The organism is Pontibacillus sp. HMF3514, from assembly GCF_009858175.1.
In the GTDB taxonomy this organism is placed as follows: Bacteria; Bacillota; Bacilli; order Bacillales; family BH030062; genus Pontibacillus.
The window spans coordinates 440265-461365 of record NZ_CP047393.1 but is presented as its reverse complement, the minus strand read 5'-3'; the positions used below and the strand labels follow the sequence as shown (position 1 = coordinate 461365).

17 protein-coding genes, 2 tRNA genes, 3 rRNA genes and 1 riboswitch are annotated in these 21101 nt (G+C 43.9%); of the genes, 3 read left to right on the top strand and 19 right to left on the bottom strand.

All coding sequences use genetic code 11. The features are described from left to right. Nucleotides 1-7: 7 nt before the first annotated feature. Both GS400_RS02470 and GS400_RS20420 read left to right on the top strand, forming a co-directional pair. Entirely contained in the window at nt 8-259 is a 252-nt protein-coding gene (locus tag GS400_RS02470) for a YgaP family membrane protein (RefSeq protein ID WP_370519790.1), read from the top strand. A gap of 69 nt (nt 260-328) precedes the next feature. Then, nucleotides 329-433, top strand: coding sequence for an EYxxD motif small membrane protein (locus tag GS400_RS20420; protein ID WP_331432541.1), 105 nt, complete (start codon nt 329-331; stop codon nt 431-433). Here GS400_RS20420 and purD read toward each other — a convergent pair. From purD to GS400_RS02400, 14 genes are all read right to left on the bottom strand, one after another. Beyond that, nucleotides 396-1679 (bottom strand): phosphoribosylamine--glycine ligase, encoded by a 1284-nt coding sequence (gene purD / locus GS400_RS02465; protein WP_160098711.1) that lies wholly within the window; start codon nt 1677-1679, stop codon nt 396-398. The two genes, GS400_RS20420 and purD, sit on opposite strands and share 38 nt — an antisense overlap. Nucleotides 1680-1697: 18 nt before the next feature. Beyond that, nucleotides 1698-3236 (bottom strand): bifunctional phosphoribosylaminoimidazolecarboxamide formyltransferase/IMP cyclohydrolase, encoded by a 1539-nt coding sequence (gene purH, locus GS400_RS02460; protein ID WP_160098709.1) that lies wholly within the window; start codon nt 3234-3236, stop codon nt 1698-1700. Beyond that, a complete protein-coding gene (gene purN / locus GS400_RS02455) occupies nt 3209-3814 on the bottom strand; it encodes a phosphoribosylglycinamide formyltransferase (RefSeq protein WP_160098707.1) in 606 nt (201 codons plus the stop codon). Before purN ends, purH begins: the two co-directional genes overlap by 28 nt. After that, the gene (purM, locus tag GS400_RS02450; RefSeq protein WP_160098705.1) at nt 3811-4833 is read right to left on the bottom strand and encodes a phosphoribosylformylglycinamidine cyclo-ligase; all 1023 of its coding nucleotides are present in this window, start codon (nt 4831-4833) and stop codon (nt 3811-3813) included. The genes purN and purM overlap by 4 nt, the downstream gene beginning before the upstream one ends. A 12-nt stretch (nt 4834-4845) precedes the next feature. Next, complete coding sequence (purF, locus tag GS400_RS02445) at nt 4846-6258, bottom strand: amidophosphoribosyltransferase (protein ID WP_160098703.1); 1413 nt, start codon at nt 6256-6258, stop codon at nt 4846-4848. Beyond that, nucleotides 6234-8459 (bottom strand): phosphoribosylformylglycinamidine synthase subunit PurL, encoded by a 2226-nt coding sequence (gene purL / locus GS400_RS02440; protein ID WP_160098701.1) that lies wholly within the window; start codon nt 8457-8459, stop codon nt 6234-6236. The genes purF and purL overlap by 25 nt, the downstream gene beginning before the upstream one ends. Continuing rightward, nucleotides 8443-9126, bottom strand: coding sequence for a phosphoribosylformylglycinamidine synthase subunit PurQ (purQ, locus tag GS400_RS02435; protein ID WP_160098699.1), 684 nt, complete (start codon nt 9124-9126; stop codon nt 8443-8445). Before purQ ends, purL begins: the two co-directional genes overlap by 17 nt. Next, nucleotides 9123-9374: a phosphoribosylformylglycinamidine synthase subunit PurS gene (gene purS, locus GS400_RS02430; RefSeq protein ID WP_160098697.1), complete on the bottom strand. Its 252-nt coding sequence runs from the start codon at nt 9372-9374 to the stop codon at nt 9123-9125. The genes purQ and purS overlap by 4 nt, the downstream gene beginning before the upstream one ends. Continuing rightward, nucleotides 9367-10086 (bottom strand): phosphoribosylaminoimidazolesuccinocarboxamide synthase, encoded by a 720-nt coding sequence (gene purC, locus GS400_RS02425; RefSeq protein WP_160098695.1) that lies wholly within the window; start codon nt 10084-10086, stop codon nt 9367-9369. Before purC ends, purS begins: the two co-directional genes overlap by 8 nt. Before the next feature lie 5 nt (nt 10087-10091). Continuing rightward, entirely contained in the window at nt 10092-11237 is a 1146-nt protein-coding gene (purK, locus tag GS400_RS02420) for a 5-(carboxyamino)imidazole ribonucleotide synthase (protein WP_160098693.1), read from the bottom strand. Further along, nucleotides 11224-11715, bottom strand: coding sequence for a 5-(carboxyamino)imidazole ribonucleotide mutase (gene purE, locus GS400_RS02415; RefSeq protein WP_160098691.1), 492 nt, complete (start codon nt 11713-11715; stop codon nt 11224-11226). The genes purK and purE overlap by 14 nt, the downstream gene beginning before the upstream one ends. 118 nt (nt 11716-11833) lie before the next feature. Continuing rightward, nucleotides 11834-11935: riboswitch (purine riboswitch) on the bottom strand. A 157-nt stretch (nt 11936-12092) separates the two neighbouring features. Next, nucleotides 12093-13385, bottom strand: coding sequence for an adenylosuccinate lyase (gene purB, locus GS400_RS02410; RefSeq protein ID WP_160098689.1), 1293 nt, complete (start codon nt 13383-13385; stop codon nt 12093-12095). Nucleotides 13386-13566: 181 nt separating this feature from the next. Further along, entirely contained in the window at nt 13567-13764 is a 198-nt protein-coding gene (locus tag GS400_RS02405) for an NETI motif-containing protein (protein WP_160098687.1), read from the bottom strand. Continuing rightward, complete coding sequence (locus GS400_RS02400) at nt 13757-14314, bottom strand: DUF2179 domain-containing protein (protein WP_160098685.1); 558 nt, start codon at nt 14312-14314, stop codon at nt 13757-13759. The genes GS400_RS02405 and GS400_RS02400 overlap by 8 nt, the downstream gene beginning before the upstream one ends. 172 nt (nt 14315-14486) lie before the next feature. Between GS400_RS02400 and GS400_RS02395 the strand changes: the two genes are divergently transcribed. Further along, nucleotides 14487-14900, top strand: coding sequence for an Hsp20/alpha crystallin family protein (locus GS400_RS02395; RefSeq protein WP_236561099.1), 414 nt, complete (start codon nt 14487-14489; stop codon nt 14898-14900). Nucleotides 14901-15713: 813 nt separating this feature from the next. Here the strand turns inward: GS400_RS02395 and rrf are convergent. The 5 genes from rrf to GS400_RS02370 form a co-directional block, all read right to left on the bottom strand. Next, nucleotides 15714-15829 (bottom strand): 5S ribosomal RNA (gene rrf / locus GS400_RS02390). Nucleotides 15830-15895: 66 nt separating this feature from the next. After that, a 23S ribosomal RNA gene (locus GS400_RS02385) occupies nt 15896-18813 on the bottom strand. A 106-nt stretch (nt 18814-18919) separates the two neighbouring features. Next, nucleotides 18920-18995 (bottom strand) — tRNA-Ala (locus GS400_RS02380). Between the two features lie 15 nt (nt 18996-19010). After that, nucleotides 19011-19087: transfer RNA gene (locus tag GS400_RS02375), tRNA-Ile, on the bottom strand. A gap of 107 nt (nt 19088-19194) precedes the next feature. After that, nucleotides 19195-20757 (bottom strand): 16S ribosomal RNA (locus GS400_RS02370). The 16S, 23S and 5S rRNA genes sit together here with 2 tRNA genes alongside, the layout of an rRNA operon. Nucleotides 20758-21101 lie beyond the last annotated feature (344 nt).

Here is a 21101-nt window from a genome sequence, read left to right as displayed (position 1 = left end):
GTTATTGATGGTACGTCCAAACATTGGAATCATTAACGCAATGATTCGCATAACAGTAGGGTTAACTGTAGTGGCCTATTCAACAGCACGTATGGTGCGACAGCCATGGAGACAGAGCTCCATGATGTATGTCATGATCGGGGCTATGAAAGTAGCAGAAGGGATCGTACGTTATTGCCCTGTTACTGCTATGGTACAACAACAAGTCGATCAAAAGAAAGAAAAAGATGATGAAGAAAGTGGAATTAACCCATCTTAATAAACTAAAAGTACCGTGACGCTCCTAAGTAAGGAGCGTCACGGTACAAACACTAAGGAGGTAAATCGTATGAACATAGCAGAATACATGACAGATATGACGTTCGTGATTGCCTTAATCATCGGTAGTATTGTCGCTATTTTGTATATTTATATCCGGAAACGGAAGTCCTAATGGCCTTCCTTGCAATATCTCGACGATAAAAAAACGTACTCGGTACTTGTGCTTCTTGAAGTGTGTTATAAATAGTTTCAATTGTTTCTTCTAGCGTGTCACCTTGAGCACTTAATAAAAACACACGTCCTCCATCACTCACAAGCTGATTATCCTCGTTTCGAACACCGGCATATATAGGAATTACTGTACGATTTCCTTTTACATTAGGTAAAAGGATTCCTTTTTGATAGTCACCTGGATAACCTGCTGAGGAAACGACAACACCTGCACAGAAACCATCTTTCCAATTAAGTTGAGGGTCTATTCCCGCCTGAACGTCCTCCATTACCTGTATAAAGTCATTCTCAAGTAGAGGAAGAACTACCTGTGTTTCTGGATCCCCAAACCTAGCATTAAATTCAATTACCTTTGGACCTTCTTGTGTTTGAATACATCCCGCATAAAGAATACCGCTAAACGATCGCTTTTCTTCTACAAGAGCAGCGGCCGTCGGTTCAAGAATTCCTCTAACAGCTGCCTCGATTGCCTCTTGGGATAAATGTGGTACAGGAGCATACGCCCCCATTCCACCTGTATTTGGTCCTGTATCTCCATCAAAAATTCGCTTATGATCTTGGGAAGGAATTAAAGGATATACCTTATAACCATGAACAAAAGCCATTAATGAGAATTCTTCCCCTTCTAAATACTCCTCAATAACTACCTCTTTACCAGCATCACCAAACTGGCTTTGTTCCATCATTACATCAATCGCCTCAATTGCTTCTTCAACACTCATCGCTACTGTGACACCTTTACCAGCAGCAAGACCATCCGCTTTTATAACAATTGGCGCACCTTGGTCTTTTACATAAGCTTTGGCATCATTTGAAGAAGTGAAGGATTCATATTTTGCTGTTGGGATGTCGTACTTCTTCATAATATCCTTAGCAAAAGCTTTACTACCCTCTATTCTCGCAGCTTCTTTCGTTGGGCCAAAGATATCTAATCCCGCTTCTCTAAACTGATTTACAATACCGTTCATTAAAGCTACTTCAGGCCCTACAACAGTCCATGCCACCTGATTCGTTTTAGCAAAATGAATCAATTCTTCCACATCTGTTTCAGAAATAGAGACAAGCTCAGCCTCTGTCATCCCTGCATTTCCCGGAGCTGCATAAACCGTATCCACTCTAGGGCTTTCCTCTATTTTCTTCACAAGACTATGTTCTCGACCACCACGGCCAATAACGAGAATATTCAAGCTCCCCCACTCCTTCACTTAGTGTTTGAAATGACGCATACCTGTAAAGACCATTGCTATACCATGCTTATTACAAGCATCGATTGAATCCTGGTCACGTTTCGAACCACCTGGTTGAATAATCGCTTTAACACCCGCTTCAGCTGCTGCTTCAACTGTATCTGGCATTGGGAAAAATGCATCACTGGCAAGTGCGCTACCTTCAGCTTTTTCATCTGCTTGTTCAAATGCAATTTTCGCTGCTCCAACACGGTTCATTTGCCCTGCTCCAACGCCAACTGTTTGTTGACCCTTTGCTAAAACAATTGCATTCGACTTCACATGCTTTACAACTTTCCAAGCAAACTGTAGATCTTCCCACTCTTGTTCTGTAGGACGTCGATCAGTTGGAACCGAAATCGTGACATCTTCTAATGTACCTTGATCAGCATCCTGCACAAGTACGCCTCCACGAACGCTTGTGATAAGTGAAGAAGCGCTGTCACTATGCTCTGTATCAATTTTCAACAAGCGTAAGTTTTTCTTCTCTGTTAATAACTCCATCGCTTCTTGTGAAAAGGAAGGGGCGATAATGATTTCTAAAAAGATTTCTTTCATTTTGGCCGCTGTCTCTTTATCAACTTCACGATTTAAAGCAACAATGCCTCCAAAAATCGAAACAGGATCTGCTTCAAAAGCTCGAGAGTATGCTGTAAAGAGATCCTCTCCTACACCTACACCACAAGGATTCATATGCTTCACAGCAACAGCTGCTGGCTGCTTATATTCAAGCACCATTTGTAAAGCTGCATTCGCATCTTGGATATTATTATAAGATAGCTCTTTTCCGTTTAATTGCTCAGCATTCGCAAGGGAAGCTCCTTTATATAAAGGATCCTTATAAAAACCAGCTTTCTGGTGTGGGTTTTCTCCATAACGGAGATCTTGGACTTTTTCATATGTAACGGAATATTGCTCAGGTGACTGTTCATCTTGCGAGTCTTGAAAATACTGCGCGATTAGAGTGTCATAAGCTGCTGTATGCTGATAAACCTTTCCAGCCAGACGTTTACGCTCTTCATGTGATAATTCTCTATCTTTCATACTCATAATTAGCTCAGGGTAATCACGTGGATCAACCACAACTGTCACACTTTCAAAGTTTTTAGCCGCTGCACGTAACATCGTTGGACCACCAATATCGATGTTCTCAATCGCTTCCGTTTCCGTTACGTCTTTTTTAGAGATTGTTTCTTTGAAAGGATATAAGTTTACAACAACTAAATCGATCAGTTTGATATCTAACTCATCTAACTGTTTCATGTGATCCGATCCATTTCGTTTCGCTAATAGACCAGCGTGTACATTAGGATGTAACGTTTTAACGCGACCTTCCAAAATCTCTGGAAAATCCGTCACATCCGAGATAGACATCACATGAAGTCCCGCTTCTTCTAGCGTACGTTTGGTTCCTCCAGTAGATATCAGTTCATATCCCAATGTAATCAGTTGCTTAGCAAAATCTACAATTCCTTCTTTATTCGATACGCTTAAGAGTGCACGTTTCGTTTGTGGCATGGTTTAATCTCTCCTTCTAAACATCTATGAATAACGATTGGATATAACTCGTGCTCGATTTTTTGTATTTTACGTTGCAAGGATTCTCGATCATCATATGGCGTGACTTCAACAGATTCCTGCTGAATAATCGGTCCAGTATCCATTCCCTCATCAACAAAATGAACGGTTACACCAGTCTTCTTTACTTTTGCATCAAGCGCTTGCCCAACAGCATCCTTACCTGGAAATGAAGGAAGCAAAGATGGGTGAGTGTTTAAAATCTTCCCTTGATAAGCCTCAAGCATCGTTTCACCTAACAATCGCATATAGCCTGCTAAAATCAGCCAATCCACTTCTAGAGCTTCTAATCGTTGTACAATCATTTTTTCATAAGCTTGCTTATTCGAAAAGGTTTTTGGCTGAAAAACTAGAGTCTCTATACCGAGCGTTTCCGCTTTTTGGATAACTGGAGCATCAGGTTTATCGCATACTAACAGCTTTACATCACAAGGTAATTCCCCTCCTAAAGCTTTTAGAGCAATCCTATCAAAATTAGATCCACTACCTGAGGCAAAAATTGAGATATTTTGTTTCATCGGTAACGAACCCCCGAGCTATATGTTACTTGACCGATGGACCATGCTTTTTCTCCCGACGCATGTAACTCTTTTAACGCATTATCCACATCATCAGGTGAAACCGCCACAACCATGCCGATTCCCATATTAAATACACTGTACATATCCGGTTCATTCAACGCACCCAAACGTTGCAAAAATGAAAATATTTTCGGAACTTCCCAGGCTCCTTTTTCAATTATTGCCCCGTAAGAAGACGGAAGCATGCGCGGTATATTTTCATCAAACCCTCCACCTGTTATATGGGATATCCCTTTCACATACACTTCTTTTTTCAAAGCTTTAATGGCTTCCGCATAGATTTTTGTAGGGGTGAGAAGCACTTCAGCCAGTGATTGATCAAAAATGCCATAGTCTTGATTAAGTTCCATTTCTTTGTCATGAATCACTTTTCTAACAAGGGAGTACCCGTTGGAATGAATACCGCTTGATCCAATTCCTATCAAGACATCACCAGGTTCAATATCTTCACCCGTAATGATATTTTGTTTTTCAGCAATGCCTACCACAAAGCCAGCAAGGTCATATTCTCCTTCAGGATACATGCCAGGCATTTCTGCTGTTTCACCTCCAATAAGTGCACAGCCAGATTGAACACACCCCTCCGAAATACCTTTTACGATGTCTTCTATTTGCTTAGGATCATTCTTCCCACAGGAGATATAATCAAGGAAAAAGAGTGGGTCTGCACCTTGAGCGATGATATCATTCACACACATCGCTACGGCATCAATCCCGATGGTGTCATGTCGATTTGTGTCAAAAGCAATTTTCAGCTTCGTACCTACACCATCTGTACCTGATATAAGAACAGGTTCATCATATGTTAGGAAAGATAGATCAAACATACCTCCAAATCGACCGATCTCCCCCATAACTTCTGGTCGTTTCGTACGCTCGATATGTTTTTTCATACCTTCAACAGCTTTGTACCCTGCTTCTACATCTACTCCAGCTTGTTTGTATGACTCTCTCACAACGTCACCCCTCTACGCTTTTTCATATGGATGGACTGTTTCCGGGAAGATTTCAGTTGGATAAGATCCGGTAAAACATGCCTGGCAATGTCCATGCATCAGGCTTTCTTCCCGTTTTCCGATCGCCTGTTGCAAGCCCTCAACAGATAAAAAGGCCAAGCTATCTGCACCAATCATGTCTCGTATTTCTTCCACATTGTGCTTACCAGCAATAAGTTCCTCTTTTTCTGAAGTATCTATTCCGTAATAGCATGGATTTTGAATGGGAGGTGCACCGATTCGTACATGCACTTCTTTTGCACCTGCTTCTTTCAGCATTGTTACAATTCGTCTACTTGTTGTACCGCGCACAATAGAATCATCCACCATCACGACACGTTTTCCTTCCACGATTCCTCGGACAGCTGAAAGCTTCATTTTGACACCTTGCTCTCTTAATTCTTGAGAAGGTTGAATAAAGGTACGTGCAACATAACGATTTTTGATTAAACCAAGCTCATAAGGGATACCTGAGTACTCCGCATACCCAATGGCAGCTGAAATACTAGAGTCTGGTACACCTGTTACAACATCTGCTTCAATCGGAGATTCTATAGCTAATTTTTTCCCCATTCGCTTACGAGCCGAATGAACATTAACCCCATCAAGATTGCTATCAGGACGAGAAAAATACACATATTCCATCGAGCACAACGTCCGTTGAATAGGGGAAGCAAATCGCTCAGAATGAATGCCGTTATCATCAATGACAACCATCTCTCCTGGTTCAATCTCCCGAACATAATCTGCACCAACTACGTCAAAGGCACATGTCTCAGAAGAAACAACATAGGAATCTCCCATTTTCCCAAGTGATAACGGGCGCAACCCTCGAGGATCAAGTGCCACAAACAATTGATCCTCCGTCATCATGACAAACGCATAGGCACCTTTCAGCATCGTTAGTGCCTGCTTTATACCTTCATTAATAGGAAGGGATCCACTTCGACGAATAAGGTGTGCAACAACTTCTGTATCTGAGGTCGTTTGTAAAATACTTCCCTGCGCCTCAAGTTGACGTTTGAGCGCATGAGCATTTACAAGATTCCCATTATGAGCTAAGGCAAGGCTATTTTGTTGAGAGCGAAATACAAGGGGCTGCACATTTTCATATCCTCCCCCACCTTGTGTGGCATAGCGTACATGCCCGATTGCTCCATGACCATTCAGTCGTTCAAATCGCTGCGCATCAAATACGTCTGTCATCAAGCCAAGGCCTTTTTCAACTTTCAATTGTTCCCCATCTGTTACGACGATTCCAGCACCTTCTTGCCCACGGTGCTGAAGACTGTGTAAACCATAATAAGTGAGTTGTGCAGCATCCTCATGTCCCCATACAGCAAAAACGCCACATTCTTCATTTAACCCTTTGATTTCAGTTGGCACGGAATTGCCTCCTTCCAAGCTTGTTTCAATTCGTGTGTGGGTAGGTTAAGAATAGGAGTATCGTTATGGTTGATGCTCATGTTTGACTCATCCTTTACTGTTCCAATCAAACGGGCATCGTCTACCATTTTTTCAAAGTCTGAAGCGTCTTCTTTTGACACCGACACGACAAAGCGTGATTGTGTTTCAGAGAAAAGTTCAGTCCCTATATCTCCTGAAAGAGCCACATCACATCCAAGTTCCTGATCAAATAAACATTCAGCCAATGCAACAGCTAATCCACCTTCAGCAATATCATGGGCTGACTGGACAACTCCGCTTTGGATAGCCTGTAAAAGTTGTTCTTGTCTTTTTTGTTCAATTTCTAAATCAAGGTGTGGAGCTTTTCCAAAGTACCGTCCTTCTCGAAGCTTTTGCAGCTCACTTCCTCCAAACTCAGGTTGAGCCTCACCCATGACATATATAAGATCTCCAGGCTTTTGAAAGCTTTGTCGCGTTACATGTTCCAGATCTTCAATAAGACCCACCATACCGACTACAGGAGTTGGGAAAATCGATTGCTGATTGGAACCATTATAAAGCGAAACATTTCCGCTGATTACAGGTGTGGATAACGATTCACAAGCACGACTCATCCCTTCCACTGCATGCTCCATTTGCCAAAAGTATTCCGGAATTTCTGGGTTACCAAAGTTTAAACAATCCGTTAATGCTAACGGTTTTCCACCTGAACAAATAATATTGCGAGCCGCTTCAGCCACTGCGATTTTCCCACCCGTATTTGGGTCTAAATAAATATAGCGAGAATTACAATCTGTGGTCATCGCAATAGCTTTGTTCGTTCCTTTAATACGCAAAACTGCAGCATCTGAACCTGGTGCAACTACCGTGTTCGTTTGAACCATGGTATCGTATTGGTCATAGACCCATTCCTTACTTGCGATTGTGGATTGTTTCAATAAATCCATTAGTGTTTCTTCCGTGTTGTCCACATGTGGATAATAGGGTTCCATGTTTTGAAATGTGGAAAAGTACGCTGGCTCTTTTGACGGTTGGTGATAAACAGGTGCATCCTCAGCCAAGGAGTCAACCGGAACATCCGCTACGACTTCATCTTGATGAGTCAGGCGTAGCACACGGTCCTCAATCACCTCACCAACAGAGACAGCATGCAATCCGTGCTTTTCAAAAGTTGCTTCAATTTCATGCTCACGTCCTTTTTCCACAATGAGTAGCATGCGTTCTTGTGACTCTGAAAGCATCAGTTCATAAGGCGTCATGTTCTGCTCACGCTGCGGAATTCTATCCAGGTTCATCTCGATTCCTGTCCCTGATTTACTCGCCATCTCACTAGATGAAGACGTAAGGCCCGCTGCCCCCATATCTTGCATTCCCACCAAAGCATCACACTGCGTCACTTCAAGGCACGCTTCAATCAAAAGCTTCTCCATGAAAGGATCGCCGACTTGAACAGATGGACGTTTACTCTCTGACTCTTCAGAGAGCTCTTCAGATGCAAACGTAGCTCCATGAATCCCATCTCGCCCTGTTGGTGCTCCAGCATACATCACCGTATTGCCGATCCCTTTCGCAATCCCCTTCTGTATACCTTTTTGATCGATTAACCCAACGCACATGGCATTCACAAGTGGATTGCCCTCATAACAGTCATCAAACTGAACTTCACCGCCAACAGTTGGAACTCCAACACAGTTCCCGTAACCTGATATTCCATGGACTACTTCACGAAATAAATACTTCACACGCTCAGAAGTCAACTCGCCAAAACGTAAGGAGTTAAGTAAAGCAATCGGACGAGCACCCATAGAGAAAACATCTCGTAAAATGCCTCCAACGCCAGTAGCAGCACCCTGATATGGTTCTATTGCTGAAGGGTGGTTATGGCTCTCTATTTTGAAAACCACCGCCTGATTGTCACCGATATCCACAATCCCTGCTCCTTCTCCAGGACCTTGTAGAACATGTGGAGCCGTTGTGGGAAACTTCTTCAATAGAGGTTTCGAATTTTTATAGCTACAATGTTCCGACCACATGACGGAAAACAATCCTGTTTCTGTATAGTTTGGATTGCGTCCAAGAATGTTTTGTATAGATAAAAACTCAGCATCCGATAACCCCATGTCCTTATATATTTTTTGCTCAGCGATATACGCTGGTGTTAGCTCAAGTATGGACTGCATGTGCTTCCCTCCAACTCTTCACAATGGATTGAAATAACTTTAAGCCGTCAACAGAGCCTAGTAATCTCTCTACAGCTCGTTCAGGGTGTGGCATCATACCGAGAACATTTCCTTGTTCATTTGAGATCCCCGCGATGTTATGGGCAGAACCGTTCGGGTTATCCTCGTATGTGAATAAGATTCTCTCTTGATCTCTGAGACTCTTATACGTTTCCTCATCACAAAAATAGTTTCCGTCTCCATGAGCAATTGGAATATGAATGGTCTGATCCTTTTCATATGAGTTGGTAAAAACGCTATTGTTGTTCTCAACACGCAACTCAACTGTACGGCAAATAAATCGCTGACCTTCATTTGATAGCATGGCTCCAGGTAAAAGGCCTGCCTCTAGTAAAACTTGAAATCCATTGCACACCCCTAATACGGGTTTACCTTTTTCCGCTTCTTCTTTTATGGCAGATATAATAGGGGAAGTGGCCGCCATAGCTCCAGACCGAAGATAATCTCCGTGAGAAAAACCACCAGGCAGTAGAATGCCGTCAAAAGAAGTAAGGTCGGATTCAGTATGGCGAACAAAATGTACTTCTTCTCCAATACCTTCTTGGACGGCATGATACATATCACGATCACAATTCGATCCAGGAAACACAATCACAGCGAATTTCAATTGGTCACAACCTCCTCGACCTCATAGCGATAATCCTCTATCACAGGATTAGCAAGCAACTGATCAATCATGCTATCAATTCTTTGATCCAGGTTTTCTGTCTCCTCTATAAACAATTCAATATACTTTCCAACACGTACTTCTTGAACTTCATCATAATCCATCGAAAGGAGTGAACCTCTTACTTCTTTCCCTTGTGGATCCAAAACGCCTTCTTTTAATGTTACATACACCTGCACTTTATACATGTACCTTCGCCTCCAATCGCTTCAATATGGTTTCATAGATTTCAACCAGATCTTCAATATCTTCACGGAACACATCTTTATCCATCTTGCGGTTCGTTTTCTTATCCCATAAGCGACACGTATCTGGTGAAATTTCGTCTGCTAGAACAATAGATCCATCATGTAACTTTCCAAATTCCAATTTAAAATCGATCAGCTTAAGGTCTGCTTCATCAAAGAAAGATTTCAAATGAGCGTTTATCGCTTGCGCATCCTTCTTAATGCCTTCTAAATCTTCTTGACTCAAGCCTGTTAAGTAAGTAGCATGTTCATCATTTATAAGGGGATCCTGTAGCTCATCCTCTTTGTAATAGAATTCAACTAATGCAGGCTCTAAGATTGTACCTTCCTTTATTCCAAGTCTCCTAGATAAACTGCCTGCAGCAACATTACGCACAACCACCTCTAATGGAATAATCCTTGTATGGGAAACCATTTGTTCTGTATCTGAAAGGGTCTCTATAAAATGAGTCTGGATTCCCTTCATATGCAAATATTGAAAGACTTTCGAAGAGATCAAGTTATTTAAACGACCTTTCCCTCGAAACATTTTATATTTTTCACCGTTAAATGCTGTTGCCTCATCTTTATATTCCAAAATAAGTTGAAACTCTTCACCTAGCATTGTGTACACTTTTTTAGCTTTTCCTTCATAAAGCAATGATCCCCTCATTACCGTCACCCCTTTTGGTTTATCAAGACCTCTGAAAAATTGAAAACCTCTGCCTTCTCAAGCGCTTCGTCTAAAGAAGTGCCCAATACCGTTATGTGTCCCATTTTCCGCTTCTCTGTTACTTTGTCTTTTCCATATAAATGAACATGTGCATCTTGGAAATAACGTTTTTCCTGAATAACCTTGTTAACTTCATCACCTAAGAGGTTCGTCATAACAGAAGCATAAGGTCTGTTTATTTTTAATAAAGGAAGCCCACATATCGCTCTGATATGCTGATCAAACTGGGATACATTACATCCTTCTATCGTAAAGTGACCAGAGTTATGTGGACGTGGTGCCATTTCATTCACATAAATCTCCTCACCCACGACAAACATCTCAACTGCAAACGTTCCGATGAATTGAAGGTGATCGGCTATGTAGCGAGCCGCATTTTGGGCTTTTTCAAGTAATGTTTCTGATATTCTCGCAGGCACTATACTTCTTTTTAAAATATGGTGTTCATGTTCATTCTCTGGAACTGGGAACAACTCAAGCTCACCGTCTCCCCCTCTTGTCATCACTACAGACACTTCTTGATCAAAAGGAAGCCATGCTTCTACGACACAGAAAGGATGAACATTCACAAAAGCTCTCCCTTGCTCAAGATCTTGTGAAGAGCTTAATTTCAATTGGCCTTTGCCGTCATAACCTCCTCGCGTTGTTTTGATTACGCAAGGAAAACCGAGTTCTTCTACAACATGATCTAACTCCTCCGGGTGTTGAACGACACGATAAGGAGCTACTGGAACTCCCGCTTCTTCCATAGCACGCTTTTCTTCTATTCGATCCTGCGTAATTCGAAGGGCATTTGCTCCCTGTGGTAATTTTCCTTTCGCTTCTAGTTCTTCTGCCAACGTGAGGTCCACATTTTCAAATTCATATGTGATGACATCGCTCACCTCAGCTAACTGAAGAACAGCTTTCCGATCATCAAAAGAAGCTTGGATGTGTTGATCAGCAACTTGGGCACACGGTCCGTAAGGTGCAGGATCTAAAACAGCTATGCGATACCCCATTTCTTTTGCAGAAAGTGCCATCATTTTGCCAAGTTGGCCGCCACCTAAAATTCCTATTGTTTGTCCTGGATTTATATTAGGATTGTTCATGCAATGATTCCCTCATTTCTTGAACGCGTTGTTGAAGTTCTTGGCGATAAGCTTCGAGCTTCTCCGCAACGTTTGTATCAAAAACGCTAATGATTTCTGCCGCTAGGATTCCTGCATTTTTCGCTCCAGAAGCTCCAATCGCTACCGTTGCAACTGGAACGCCACCAGGCATTTGAACGATAGATAAGAGTGAATCCCACCCATCTATTTTTGTTTGAACTGGAACACCAATGACCGGCAATGTTGTTTTTGAAGCAACCATACCTGGAAGATGTGCAGCACCACCTGCCCCTGCAATAATGACACTTATTCCTCGATCACGTGCTGTTTCCGCATAATTGATCATGTCATCAGGTGTACGGTGCGCTGATACGATGTCTTTTTCATACTCAATTTGAAATTCTTCTAACATCTCACAGGCAGGTTTCATCGTTTCCCAATCCGATAAACTTCCCATAATCACGCCAACCTTCGCCATCATCACCACTCCAAAAGTTTTTTATAAAAAATGCGCCTACCATCTAGTCTCTATACAGAGAGAAGACAGTAGGCGCATATTATTGAAGATACGTATCCCTGACAGAATACAGATACTTCTGCAACCGATCTCCCCTCATAGTCCGACGATTCACGGTCGTCAGGTAGAGACTTACGGGCCATATTCCCGAGATTATATGAGGTTCTTTATTTAATTTCTATTTATAGCGTAACAAGGGGGTATTGTAAAAGTCAATGTAATTTTCGAACATTTTAAATTGAAATAACATACATTGTTCGTTTTTTGATTCAATTTCATTAACTAAAACGCAAAAAAGCACGAAACCTCAGCGAAGAAGTTCCGTGCCGTATATTCCTTTACAATCCAATTCGTTCAAATATGCGATCAACATTTTTCAAATGATGAGTTGGATCAAAGCAGCTATCTAGTTGTTCAGAGGATAGAGTCGATTTAATTCTTTCATCTGATTCAATTAACTCACGGAAGGAGATTCCTTTTTCCCAAGCTTCCATCGCCTTTGGTTGAACAATGTCATAAGCCTCTTCTCTAGCCATTCCTTCATCAATAAGCGTTAATAGCACGCGTTGGGAGAAAATTAATCCATAAGTCTTGTCCATGTTTTGCTTCATATTATCCTCATATACCGTTAAGTTTTTCACGATATTACTAAAACGATGAAGCATATAGTTTAGCGCAATCGTTGCATCTGGTAAAATAATTCGTTCTGCTGAAGAATGTGAAATATCACGTTCATGCCAGAGAGCCACGTTTTCATACGCTGTTACCATGTGACCACGTAACACACGCGCCATTCCAGTCATGTTTTCTGAACCGATCGGGTTCCTCTTATGTGGCATCGCAGAAGAACCTTTTTGCCCTTTTGCGAAGAATTCTTCTACTTCGCGTGTTTCTGTTTTCTGTAAGCCGCGAATTTCCACTGCGAATTTTTCAATAGAAGTCGCAATTAATGTTAATGTGGATAAATAATGAGCATGTCGATCACGCTGCAACGTTTGTGTTGATACAGGTGCAGGGGTTAATCCTAATTTTTCACAAACATAATCCTCAACAAAGGGGTCAATGTTCGCATAAGTTCCTACTGCCCCTGATAGCTTACCAAATTCAATGTTATGGGCTGCCATTTCAAAACGCTCTAAGTTACGTTTCATTTCCTCATACCATAGTGCCAGTTTCAAACCAAAAGTGGTTGGCTCAGCATGAACACCATGTGTACGTCCCATCATAATCGTGTATTTATGCTCTTTCGCCTTTTCCCCTAACACATCAACAAACGTATGTAAGTTTTCACGAATGATATTGTTTGCTTGCTTTAACAGGTAAGATAAAGCCGTATCGACTACATCCGTAGACGTGAGACCATAGTGAACCCATTTCTTCTCTTCACCAAGCGTCTCAGAAACCGCACGTGTAAATGCAACCACATCGTGACGTGTTTCTTGTTCGATCTCATGAATACGCTTGATATCAAAAGAAGCACCTTCACGTAACTTCTCAACGTCTTCTTTTGGAATATGACCCAGTTCACTCCATGCCTCACATGCCAAAATTTCAACTTCTAACCACGCCTTGTATTTATTCTCTTCCGTCCATATTGCACCCATTTCAGGACGCGTATAACGTTCAATCATTACATAACCTCCTATAAATAAAAAAGCCTACTATCCTTCATGTAGAAAAGATAATAGGCTTAAGTGATTGCTTTTATATGCCATACTATCATTTCGCTCGTATCAATGTAATCTTAACAAGAGCGAATAGAAAAAGCAATCAAATCACGAACAATTTAGTGTCGAAATAAAAATTTGTTCGTTATTCAGTTTTCACAGCATCAAAAATAATCTGTCGTCCTACAGGATCAACCTTTTTCTCTCCATCTTCCATACGCTCCTGGAAAATGGGCTCTTCCACGCGACGTACAGGCTGATATCCTTCTTCTTTCATTTGGGCAAGAACCTCATCAATGGATTGCCCCTCTTCTACAGTAAAACGTTTTTTCTTTTTACCCATCCTTCTTAATACGTCCTTTCCGTACCTGCTTCACCCAGAAGCCTCCACGAATTTGTTTTGGCTCATAGGCAATTATAAACGCTTTAGGGTCAATGGTTTTAATCGTATCATACAAGGCTAATTCATACTTTCTTGGCGTTAAAATCTGCATAGCAAGTCGATCGCCTTCCATTCCATAGGCAAACCAACTCGTTACGCCATACCCTTTTTCTCTTAGCTGTTTCGTGAATTCAATATCAGGGTTAGAGGAAATAACGTTGACCGTTATGTAGCCAAGTGCTAACTTCTCCTCAATCTTCATACCAACGATAACACCTAACCCAAATCCAAGTGCATAGGCAATTACATTTTGGATTTGATCTAAGTTTTCTAGAACAAGACCAAGCCCAACGATGTACACTGTAATTTCAAAGACACTTATAAAAGCCGCCCAATACCTTTGACCTTTTAACGTAAAAATCATTCGAATCGTTAAAAAAGATACGTATACAACGTTCACAACTAATATAATTAATACCATGACTAGACTATTATCTAAAAGATTTTCCATGCTGGTTTTGTCCCTCCTAACTACCACGATAAATAACTTCAAATACTCTTAGGACATTCACCCATTAAAAAACTTATGCATACACTATATCGCAATCTATTCCATTTTCACAAGAAATTATAATAACTGAATGATTAAAAATGGAGGGATTTCTATGGACCCATTTCAAAACATGCAAGATTGGCGAAAGAATATGGATCGTTTTTTTGGTGAAAACTTTTGGGGAGAATTTGAGGGCATCATGAAACCTCCCATCCCTCATATCAACTTATACAAATCAGATAATGAAATACTATGTTATGTAAGCATTCCAGGATTAGATGACATTGATAAAGTAGATGTTTATGTAGACTATGCCACTTTAGAAATTAGAGGCGTCATCTCGTTACAACCTCAACACCATCAGCTCGTTCATGAAGAAATTCTACAAGGTTCATTTGAACGAAAGATCGATCTCCCATACCCTGTTCGAGGTGATAAAATCCATGCATCCTATAAAAACGGTTTACTCATTATCCAACTGCACCGACTCATTCATCAAGAGACATCCAAAAACCGAATAAAGATACGTTCGATTGAAGACTAACGCTCAGACATTTCCTGAGCGTTTTTTATGCTCTGTTTTCTTCTTATATACTTAACAAAGCCCTCAACTCCTTGGGGCTATACTATTATTCTTACATTATATAGTATCACGTTCACAGTAAATTCCAAATTGAAATATCTATTCTAGTAAATCTATTATTCAGTTATATGGCAGTTATCTGGAATAAGGTGTGGAGTGGTACCGTTGCCAGATAGAGAGCGGGTGGGCTGGGAAATGGGTTGCTTTCCTGCGGACGAACTATCGAGCCTCCTCATCCGCTACGCTCCTTGCGGGGTCTCGCTAGCCCGTTTGACCGCTGGAGTCAACCCATTTCCCAGCCCACCTTGGCCATAATGGTGACTAACGGAACCGCAGCTATCGTAAGGTTTTCTGATTTAAATAAGGTTAAATCATATATGAATGAAAGTGATCTAAAGCTTTATATGTTAAGGGTTTAAGTATCTAAATTCGCAATTTTACTTATGTAAGAAAATATAACTCAAGCCATGGGTCCGTTAACCTCCATAAACGCAAAGGGGTGAGGGAAACGGCAAACTCCCGCGGTAGAAAGGGCGGCCGAGACCCCGCAGGAACGAAGTGACGAGGAGGCTTGGACGGTCTTCCGCAGGAGTATTGCCGTTTCACTGAACCCCTAACTCTTTTTCCAGCAACGGACCTCCTCAGCACTTAATCTCGAATCCAAGTCTTCAAGATAAGGGGGCTTTAATGCAATAATGCTTGAATCTCAACAACCTCTTCTATATAAACAAAAAGAACCCCAGAGAATCGAAATCCTCTGGGGTTCTATAGTGTGCTTGGCGGCGTCCTACTCTTGCGGGGGCGAAACCCCGACTACCATTGGCGCTGAAGAGCTTAACTTCTGTGTTCGGCATGGGAACAGGTGTGACCTCTTCGCCAAAGCCACCAAACCTATATAGTTGAAGGATATACCTTCAAAACTAGATAAGAGACATCGTAACGTTTTTTCAATAGAGATAGATAAGTCCTCGATCGATTAGTATCAGTCAGCTGCACGTGTCACCACGCTTCCACCTCTGACCTATCAACCTTGTCGTCTACAAGGGATCTTACTCACTTGAAGTGATGGGAAATTTCATCTCGAGGGGGGCTTCATGCTTAGATGCTTTCAGCACTTATCCCGTCCACACGTAGCTACCCAGCTGTGCTCCTGGCGGAACAACTGGTGCACCAGCGGTGTGTCCATCCCGGTCCTCTCGTACTAAGGACAGCTCCTCTCAAATTTCCAACGCCCACGACGGATAGGGACCGAACTGTCTCACGACGTTCTGAACCCAGCTCGCGTACCGCTTTAATGGGCGAACAGCCCAACCCTTGGGACCGACTACAGCCCCAGGATGCGATGAGCCGACATCGAGGTGCCAAACCTCCCCGTCGATGTGGACTCTTGGGGGAGATAAGCCTGTTATCCCCGGGGTAGCTTTTATCCGTTGAGCGACGGCCCTTCCATTCGGTACCGCCGGATCACTAAGCCCGACTTTCGTCCCTGCTCGACTTGTAGGTCTCGCAGTCAAGCTCCCTTGTGCCTTTGCACTCTGCGAATGATTTCCAACCATTCTGAGGGAACCTTTGGGCGCCTCCGTTACTTTTTGGGAGGCGACCGCCCCAGTCAAACTGCCCACCTGACACTGTCTCCGGGCCGGATCACGGCCCTGGGTTAGAATGTCAGTACAGCCAGGGTAGTATCCCACCAATGCCTCCACCGAAGCTGGCGCTCCGGTTTCCAAGGCTCCTACCTATCCTGTACAAGCTGTACCAACATTCAATATCAGGCTACAGTAAAGCTCCACGGGGTCTTTCCGTCCAGTCGCGGGTAATGCGCATCTTCACGCATAGTATAATTTCACCGGGTCTCTTGTTGAGACAGTGCCCAAATCGTTGCACCTTTCGTGCGGGTCGGAACTTACCCGACAAGGAATTTCGCTACCTTAGGACCGTTATAGTTACGGCCGCCGTTTACTGGGGCTTCGATTCAGAGCTTCGCAAGAAGCTAACTCATCCTCTTAACCTTCCAGCACCGGGCAGGTGTCAGCCCCTATACTTCACCTTACGGTTTCGCAGAGACCTGTGTTTTTGCTAAACAGTCGTTTGGGCCTTTTCACTGCGGCTCCTCCTTATGAAGGAGCACCCCTTCTCCCGAAGTTACGGGGTCATTTTGCCGAGTTCCTTAACAAGAGTTCTCCCGATCACCTTAGGATACTCTCCTCGTCTACCTGTGTCGGTTTGCGGTACGGGCACCACTTTCCTCGCTAGAGGCTTTTCTTGGCAGTGTGAAATCAGGGACTTCGGTACTATAGTTCCCTCCCCATCACAGCTTGTGTTTGATGCACGGATTTGCCTATGCATCACACTCACTGCTTGGGCGCGCACATCCAATGGCGCGCTTCCCTTATCCTACTGCGTCCCCCCGTTGCTCAAACGGAAAGGAGGTGGTACAGGAATATCAACCTGTTATCCATCGCCTACGCCTTTCGGCCTCGGCTTAGGTCCCGACTAACCCTGAGCGGACGAGCCTTCCTCAGGAAACCTTAGACTTACGGTGGAAGAGATTCTCACTCTTCTTTCGCTACTCATACCGGCATTCTCACTTCTAAGCGCTCCACCAGTCCTCACGGTCTGACTTCACAGCACTTAGAACGCTCTCCTACCATTGTTCAAAGAACAATCCGCAGCTTCGGTGGTATGTTTAGCCCCGGTACATTTTCGGCGCAGAGTCACTCGACCAGTGAGCTATTACGCACTCTTTAAATGATGGCTGCTTCTAAGCCAACATCCTGGTTGTCTAAGCAACTCCACATCCTTTTCCACTTAACATACACTTAGGGACCTTAGCTGGCGGTCTGGGCTGTTTCCCTTTCGACTATGGACCTTATCACTCATAGTCTGACTCCCAAAGATAAGTCGATGGCATTCGGAGTTTGACTGAATTCGGTAACCCGATGAGGGCCCCTAGTCCAATCAGTGCTCTACCTCCATGACTCTCACTTTGAGGCTAGCCCTAAAGCTATTTCGGAGAGAACCAGCTATCTCCGTGTTCGATTGGCATTTCACCGCTACCCACACCTCATCCCCGCACTTTTCAACGTGCGTGGGTTCGGGCCTCCAGCCAGTGTTACCTGGCCTTCACCCTGGACATGGGTAGATCACACGGTTTCGGGTCTACGACCACATACTCAAATCGCCCTATTCAGACTCGCTTTCGCTGCGGCTCCGTTTCTTCAACTTAACCTTGCATGGGATCGTAACTCGCCGGTCCATTCTACAAAAGGTACGCCGTCACCCATTAACGGGCTCCGACTACTTGTAGGCACACGGTTTCAGGTTCTATTTCACTCCCCTCCCGGGGTGCTTTTCACCTTTCCCTCACGGTACTGGTTCACTATCGGTCACTAGGGAGTATTTAGCCTTGGGAGATGGTCCTCCCGGATTCCGACGGAATTACACGTGTTCCGCCGTACTCAGGATCCACTCCGGAGGGAACAAGATTTTGATTACAGGGCCGTTACCTTCTTTGGCTGATCATTCCAGATCGATTCATCTATCTTGTTCCTTGGTAACTCCAAAGGAGTGTCCTACAACCCCAGAGAGCAAGCTCTCTGGTTTGGGCTAATTCCGTTTCGCTCGCCGCTACTCAGGAAATCGCGTTTGCTTTCTCTTCCTCCGGGTACTGAGATGTTTCAGTTCCCCGGGTCTGCCTTTCTTAACCTATGAATTCAGTTAAGAATACCACCCCATTACGGGCGGTGGGTTTCCCCATTCGGAAATCTCCGGATCATAGCCTACTTACGGCTAACCGAAGCATATCGGTGTTTGTCCCGTCCTTCATCAGCTCCTAGTGCCAAGGCATCCACCGTGCGCCCTTATTCACTTAACTATCTCAAGTTGCCAGATGAGCGAATATCATCTGGTGTGAATGAAAAAATTGACGTTGGTTTGATGTCTGATTCTTATCTAGTTTTCAAGGTACATATTAGTTGAGTTGGTGGAGCCTAGCGGGATCGAACCGCTGACCTCCTGCGTGCAAAGCAGGCGCTCTCCCATCTGAGCTAAGGCCCCATATAAAGTTAGGAATGGTGGGCCTGAGTGGACTTGAACCACCGACCTCACGCTTATCAGGCGTGCGCTCTAACCAGCTGAGCTACAGGCCCATTCCTTATAGGAGAAAAATATGAAGAAATTAATCTTTCAAAACTGAACAAAACGAAACATGTCACGTTGAACGCAGTAACACTGCGTTTTCCGTAGTTATCCTTAGAAAGGAGGTGATCCAGCCGCACCTTCCGATACGGCTACCTTGTTACGACTTCACCCCAATCATTGGCCCCACCTTCGGCGGCTGGCTCCAAAAAGGTTACCTCACCGACTTCGGGTGTTGCCAACTCTCGTGGTGTGACGGGCGGTGTGTACAAGGCCCGGGAACGTATTCACCGCAGTATGCTGACCTGCGATTACTAGCGATTCCGGCTTCATACAGGCGAGTTGCAGCCTGCAATCCGAACTGAGAATGGTTTTTTGAGATTTGCTTGACCTCGCGGTCTCGCTGCCCTCTGTACCATCCATTGTAGCACGTGTGTAGCCCAGGTCATAAGGGGCATGATGATTTGACGTCATCCCCGCCTTCCTCCGGTTTGTCACCGGCAGTCACCTTAGAGTGCCCAACTGAATGCTGGCAACTAAGATTAGGGGTTGCGCTCGTTGCGGGACTTAACCCAACATCTCACGACACGAGCTGACGACAACCATGCACCACCTGTCATTCCGTCCCCGAAGGGAACTCCCTATCTCTAGGGATAGCGGAAGATGTCAAGACCTGGTAAGGTTCTTCGCGTTGCTTCGAATTAAACCACATGCTCCACCGCTTGTGCGGGCCCCCGTCAATTCTTTTGAGTTTCAGCCTTGCGGCCGTACTCCCCAGGCGGAGTGCTTAATGCGTTAACTTCAGCACTAAGGGGCGGAAACCCCCTAACACCTAGCACTCAACGTTTACGGCGTGGACTACCAGGGTATCTAATCCTGTTTGCTACCCACGCTTTCGCGCCTCAGCGTCAGTTACAGACCAGAGAGCCGCCTTCGCCACTGGTGTTCCTCCACATATCTACGCATTTCACCGCTACACGTGGAATTCCGCTCTCCTCTTCTGTACTCAAGTTCCCCAGTTTCCAATGGCCCTCCACAGTTGAGCTGTGGGCTTTCACATCAGACTTAAGGAACCGCCTGCGCGCGCTTTACGCCCAATAATTCCGGACAACGCTTGCCACCTACGTATTACCGCGGCTGCTGGCACGTAGTTAGCCGTGGCTTTCTGGTTAGGTACCGTCAAGGTACCAGCATTTCCTCTGGTACTTGTTCTTCCCTAACAACAGAACTTTACGATCCGAAGACCTTCATCGTTCACGCGGCGTTGCTCCGTCAGACTTTCGTCCATTGCGGAAGATTCCCTACTGCTGCCTCCCGTAGGAGTCTGGGCCGTGTCTCAGTCCCAGTGTGGCCGATCACCCTCTCAGGTCGGCTACGCATCGTTGCCTTGGTAAGCCGTTACCTTACCAACTAGCTAATGCGCCGCGGGTCCATCTGAAAGTGACGGCAAAAGCCGCCTTTTACGCTGGAACCATGCGGTTCCAACGATTATTCGGTATTAGCCCCGGTTTCCCGGGGTTATCCCGATCTCTCAGGTAGGTTACCCACGTGTTACTCACCCGTCCGCCGCTCGATCCACAACAATCACCCCGAAGGGATCATGTTGTTTCACGCGCTCGACTTGCATGTATTAGGCACGCCGCCAGCGTTCGTCCTGAGCCAAGATCAAACTCTCCATAAGAGTTCGCCTTTGCATCAAAATGATGTCTGGCTTTTTAAAAATAAAAAGTAATTCATTGACGTAACATGTCGTTTCGTTCAGTTTTCAAGGATCAAATGGTGTTTCTTTTATTTCGTCGCCTCAAAACAGCGACTCAATTAATATATCATTTATCCGAAAGAGAGTCAATAACTTTTTTGAAAAAGTTTATTTAATTTGTTTCCTTCGAATGTCTTGCGTTGCCGCTCTCAATGCGACAATTAATAATGTACCACGTATGCAAATAGGAATGCAATAGGTAGATTCATATTTTTTTAAATCTATTTAAAAGAGTTGTTACACCCCTTCTTAACTCTCATACACCA

Excerpts from the sequence above, each read along its gene's own strand:
- GS400_RS02470 (WP_370519790.1), top strand. The coding sequence starts at position 8 with ATGGTACGTCCAAACATTGGAATCATTAACGCAATGATTCGCATAACA.
- GS400_RS20420 (WP_331432541.1), top strand. The coding sequence starts at position 329 with ATGAACATAGCAGAATACATGACAGATATGACGTTCGTGATTGCCTTA.
- purH (WP_160098709.1), bottom strand. The coding sequence starts at position 3,236 with ATGCCACAAACGAAACGTGCACTCTTAAGCGTATCGAATAAAGAAGGA.
- purN (WP_160098707.1), bottom strand. The coding sequence starts at position 3,814 with ATGAAACAAAATATCTCAATTTTTGCCTCAGGTAGTGGATCTAATTTT.
- purL (WP_160098701.1), bottom strand. The coding sequence starts at position 8,459 with ATGCAGTCCATACTTGAGCTAACACCAGCGTATATCGCTGAGCAAAAA.
- purS (WP_160098697.1), bottom strand. The coding sequence starts at position 9,374 with ATGTATAAAGTGCAGGTGTATGTAACATTAAAAGAAGGCGTTTTGGAT.
- purC (WP_160098695.1), bottom strand. The coding sequence starts at position 10,086 with ATGAGGGGATCATTGCTTTATGAAGGAAAAGCTAAAAAAGTGTACACA.
- purK (WP_160098693.1), bottom strand. The coding sequence starts at position 11,237 with ATGAACAATCCTAATATAAATCCAGGACAAACAATAGGAATTTTAGGT.
- purE (WP_160098691.1), bottom strand. The coding sequence starts at position 11,715 with ATGGCGAAGGTTGGCGTGATTATGGGAAGTTTATCGGATTGGGAAACG.
- purB (WP_160098689.1), bottom strand. The coding sequence starts at position 13,385 with ATGATTGAACGTTATACGCGTCCTGAAATGGGTGCAATATGGACGGAA.
- GS400_RS02405 (WP_160098687.1), bottom strand. The coding sequence starts at position 13,764 with ATGGGTAAAAAGAAAAAACGTTTTACTGTAGAAGAGGGGCAATCCATT.
- GS400_RS02400 (WP_160098685.1), bottom strand. The coding sequence starts at position 14,314 with ATGGAAAATCTTTTAGATAATAGTCTAGTCATGGTATTAATTATATTA.
- GS400_RS02395 (WP_236561099.1), top strand. The coding sequence starts at position 14,487 with ATGCAAGATTGGCGAAAGAATATGGATCGTTTTTTTGGTGAAAACTTT.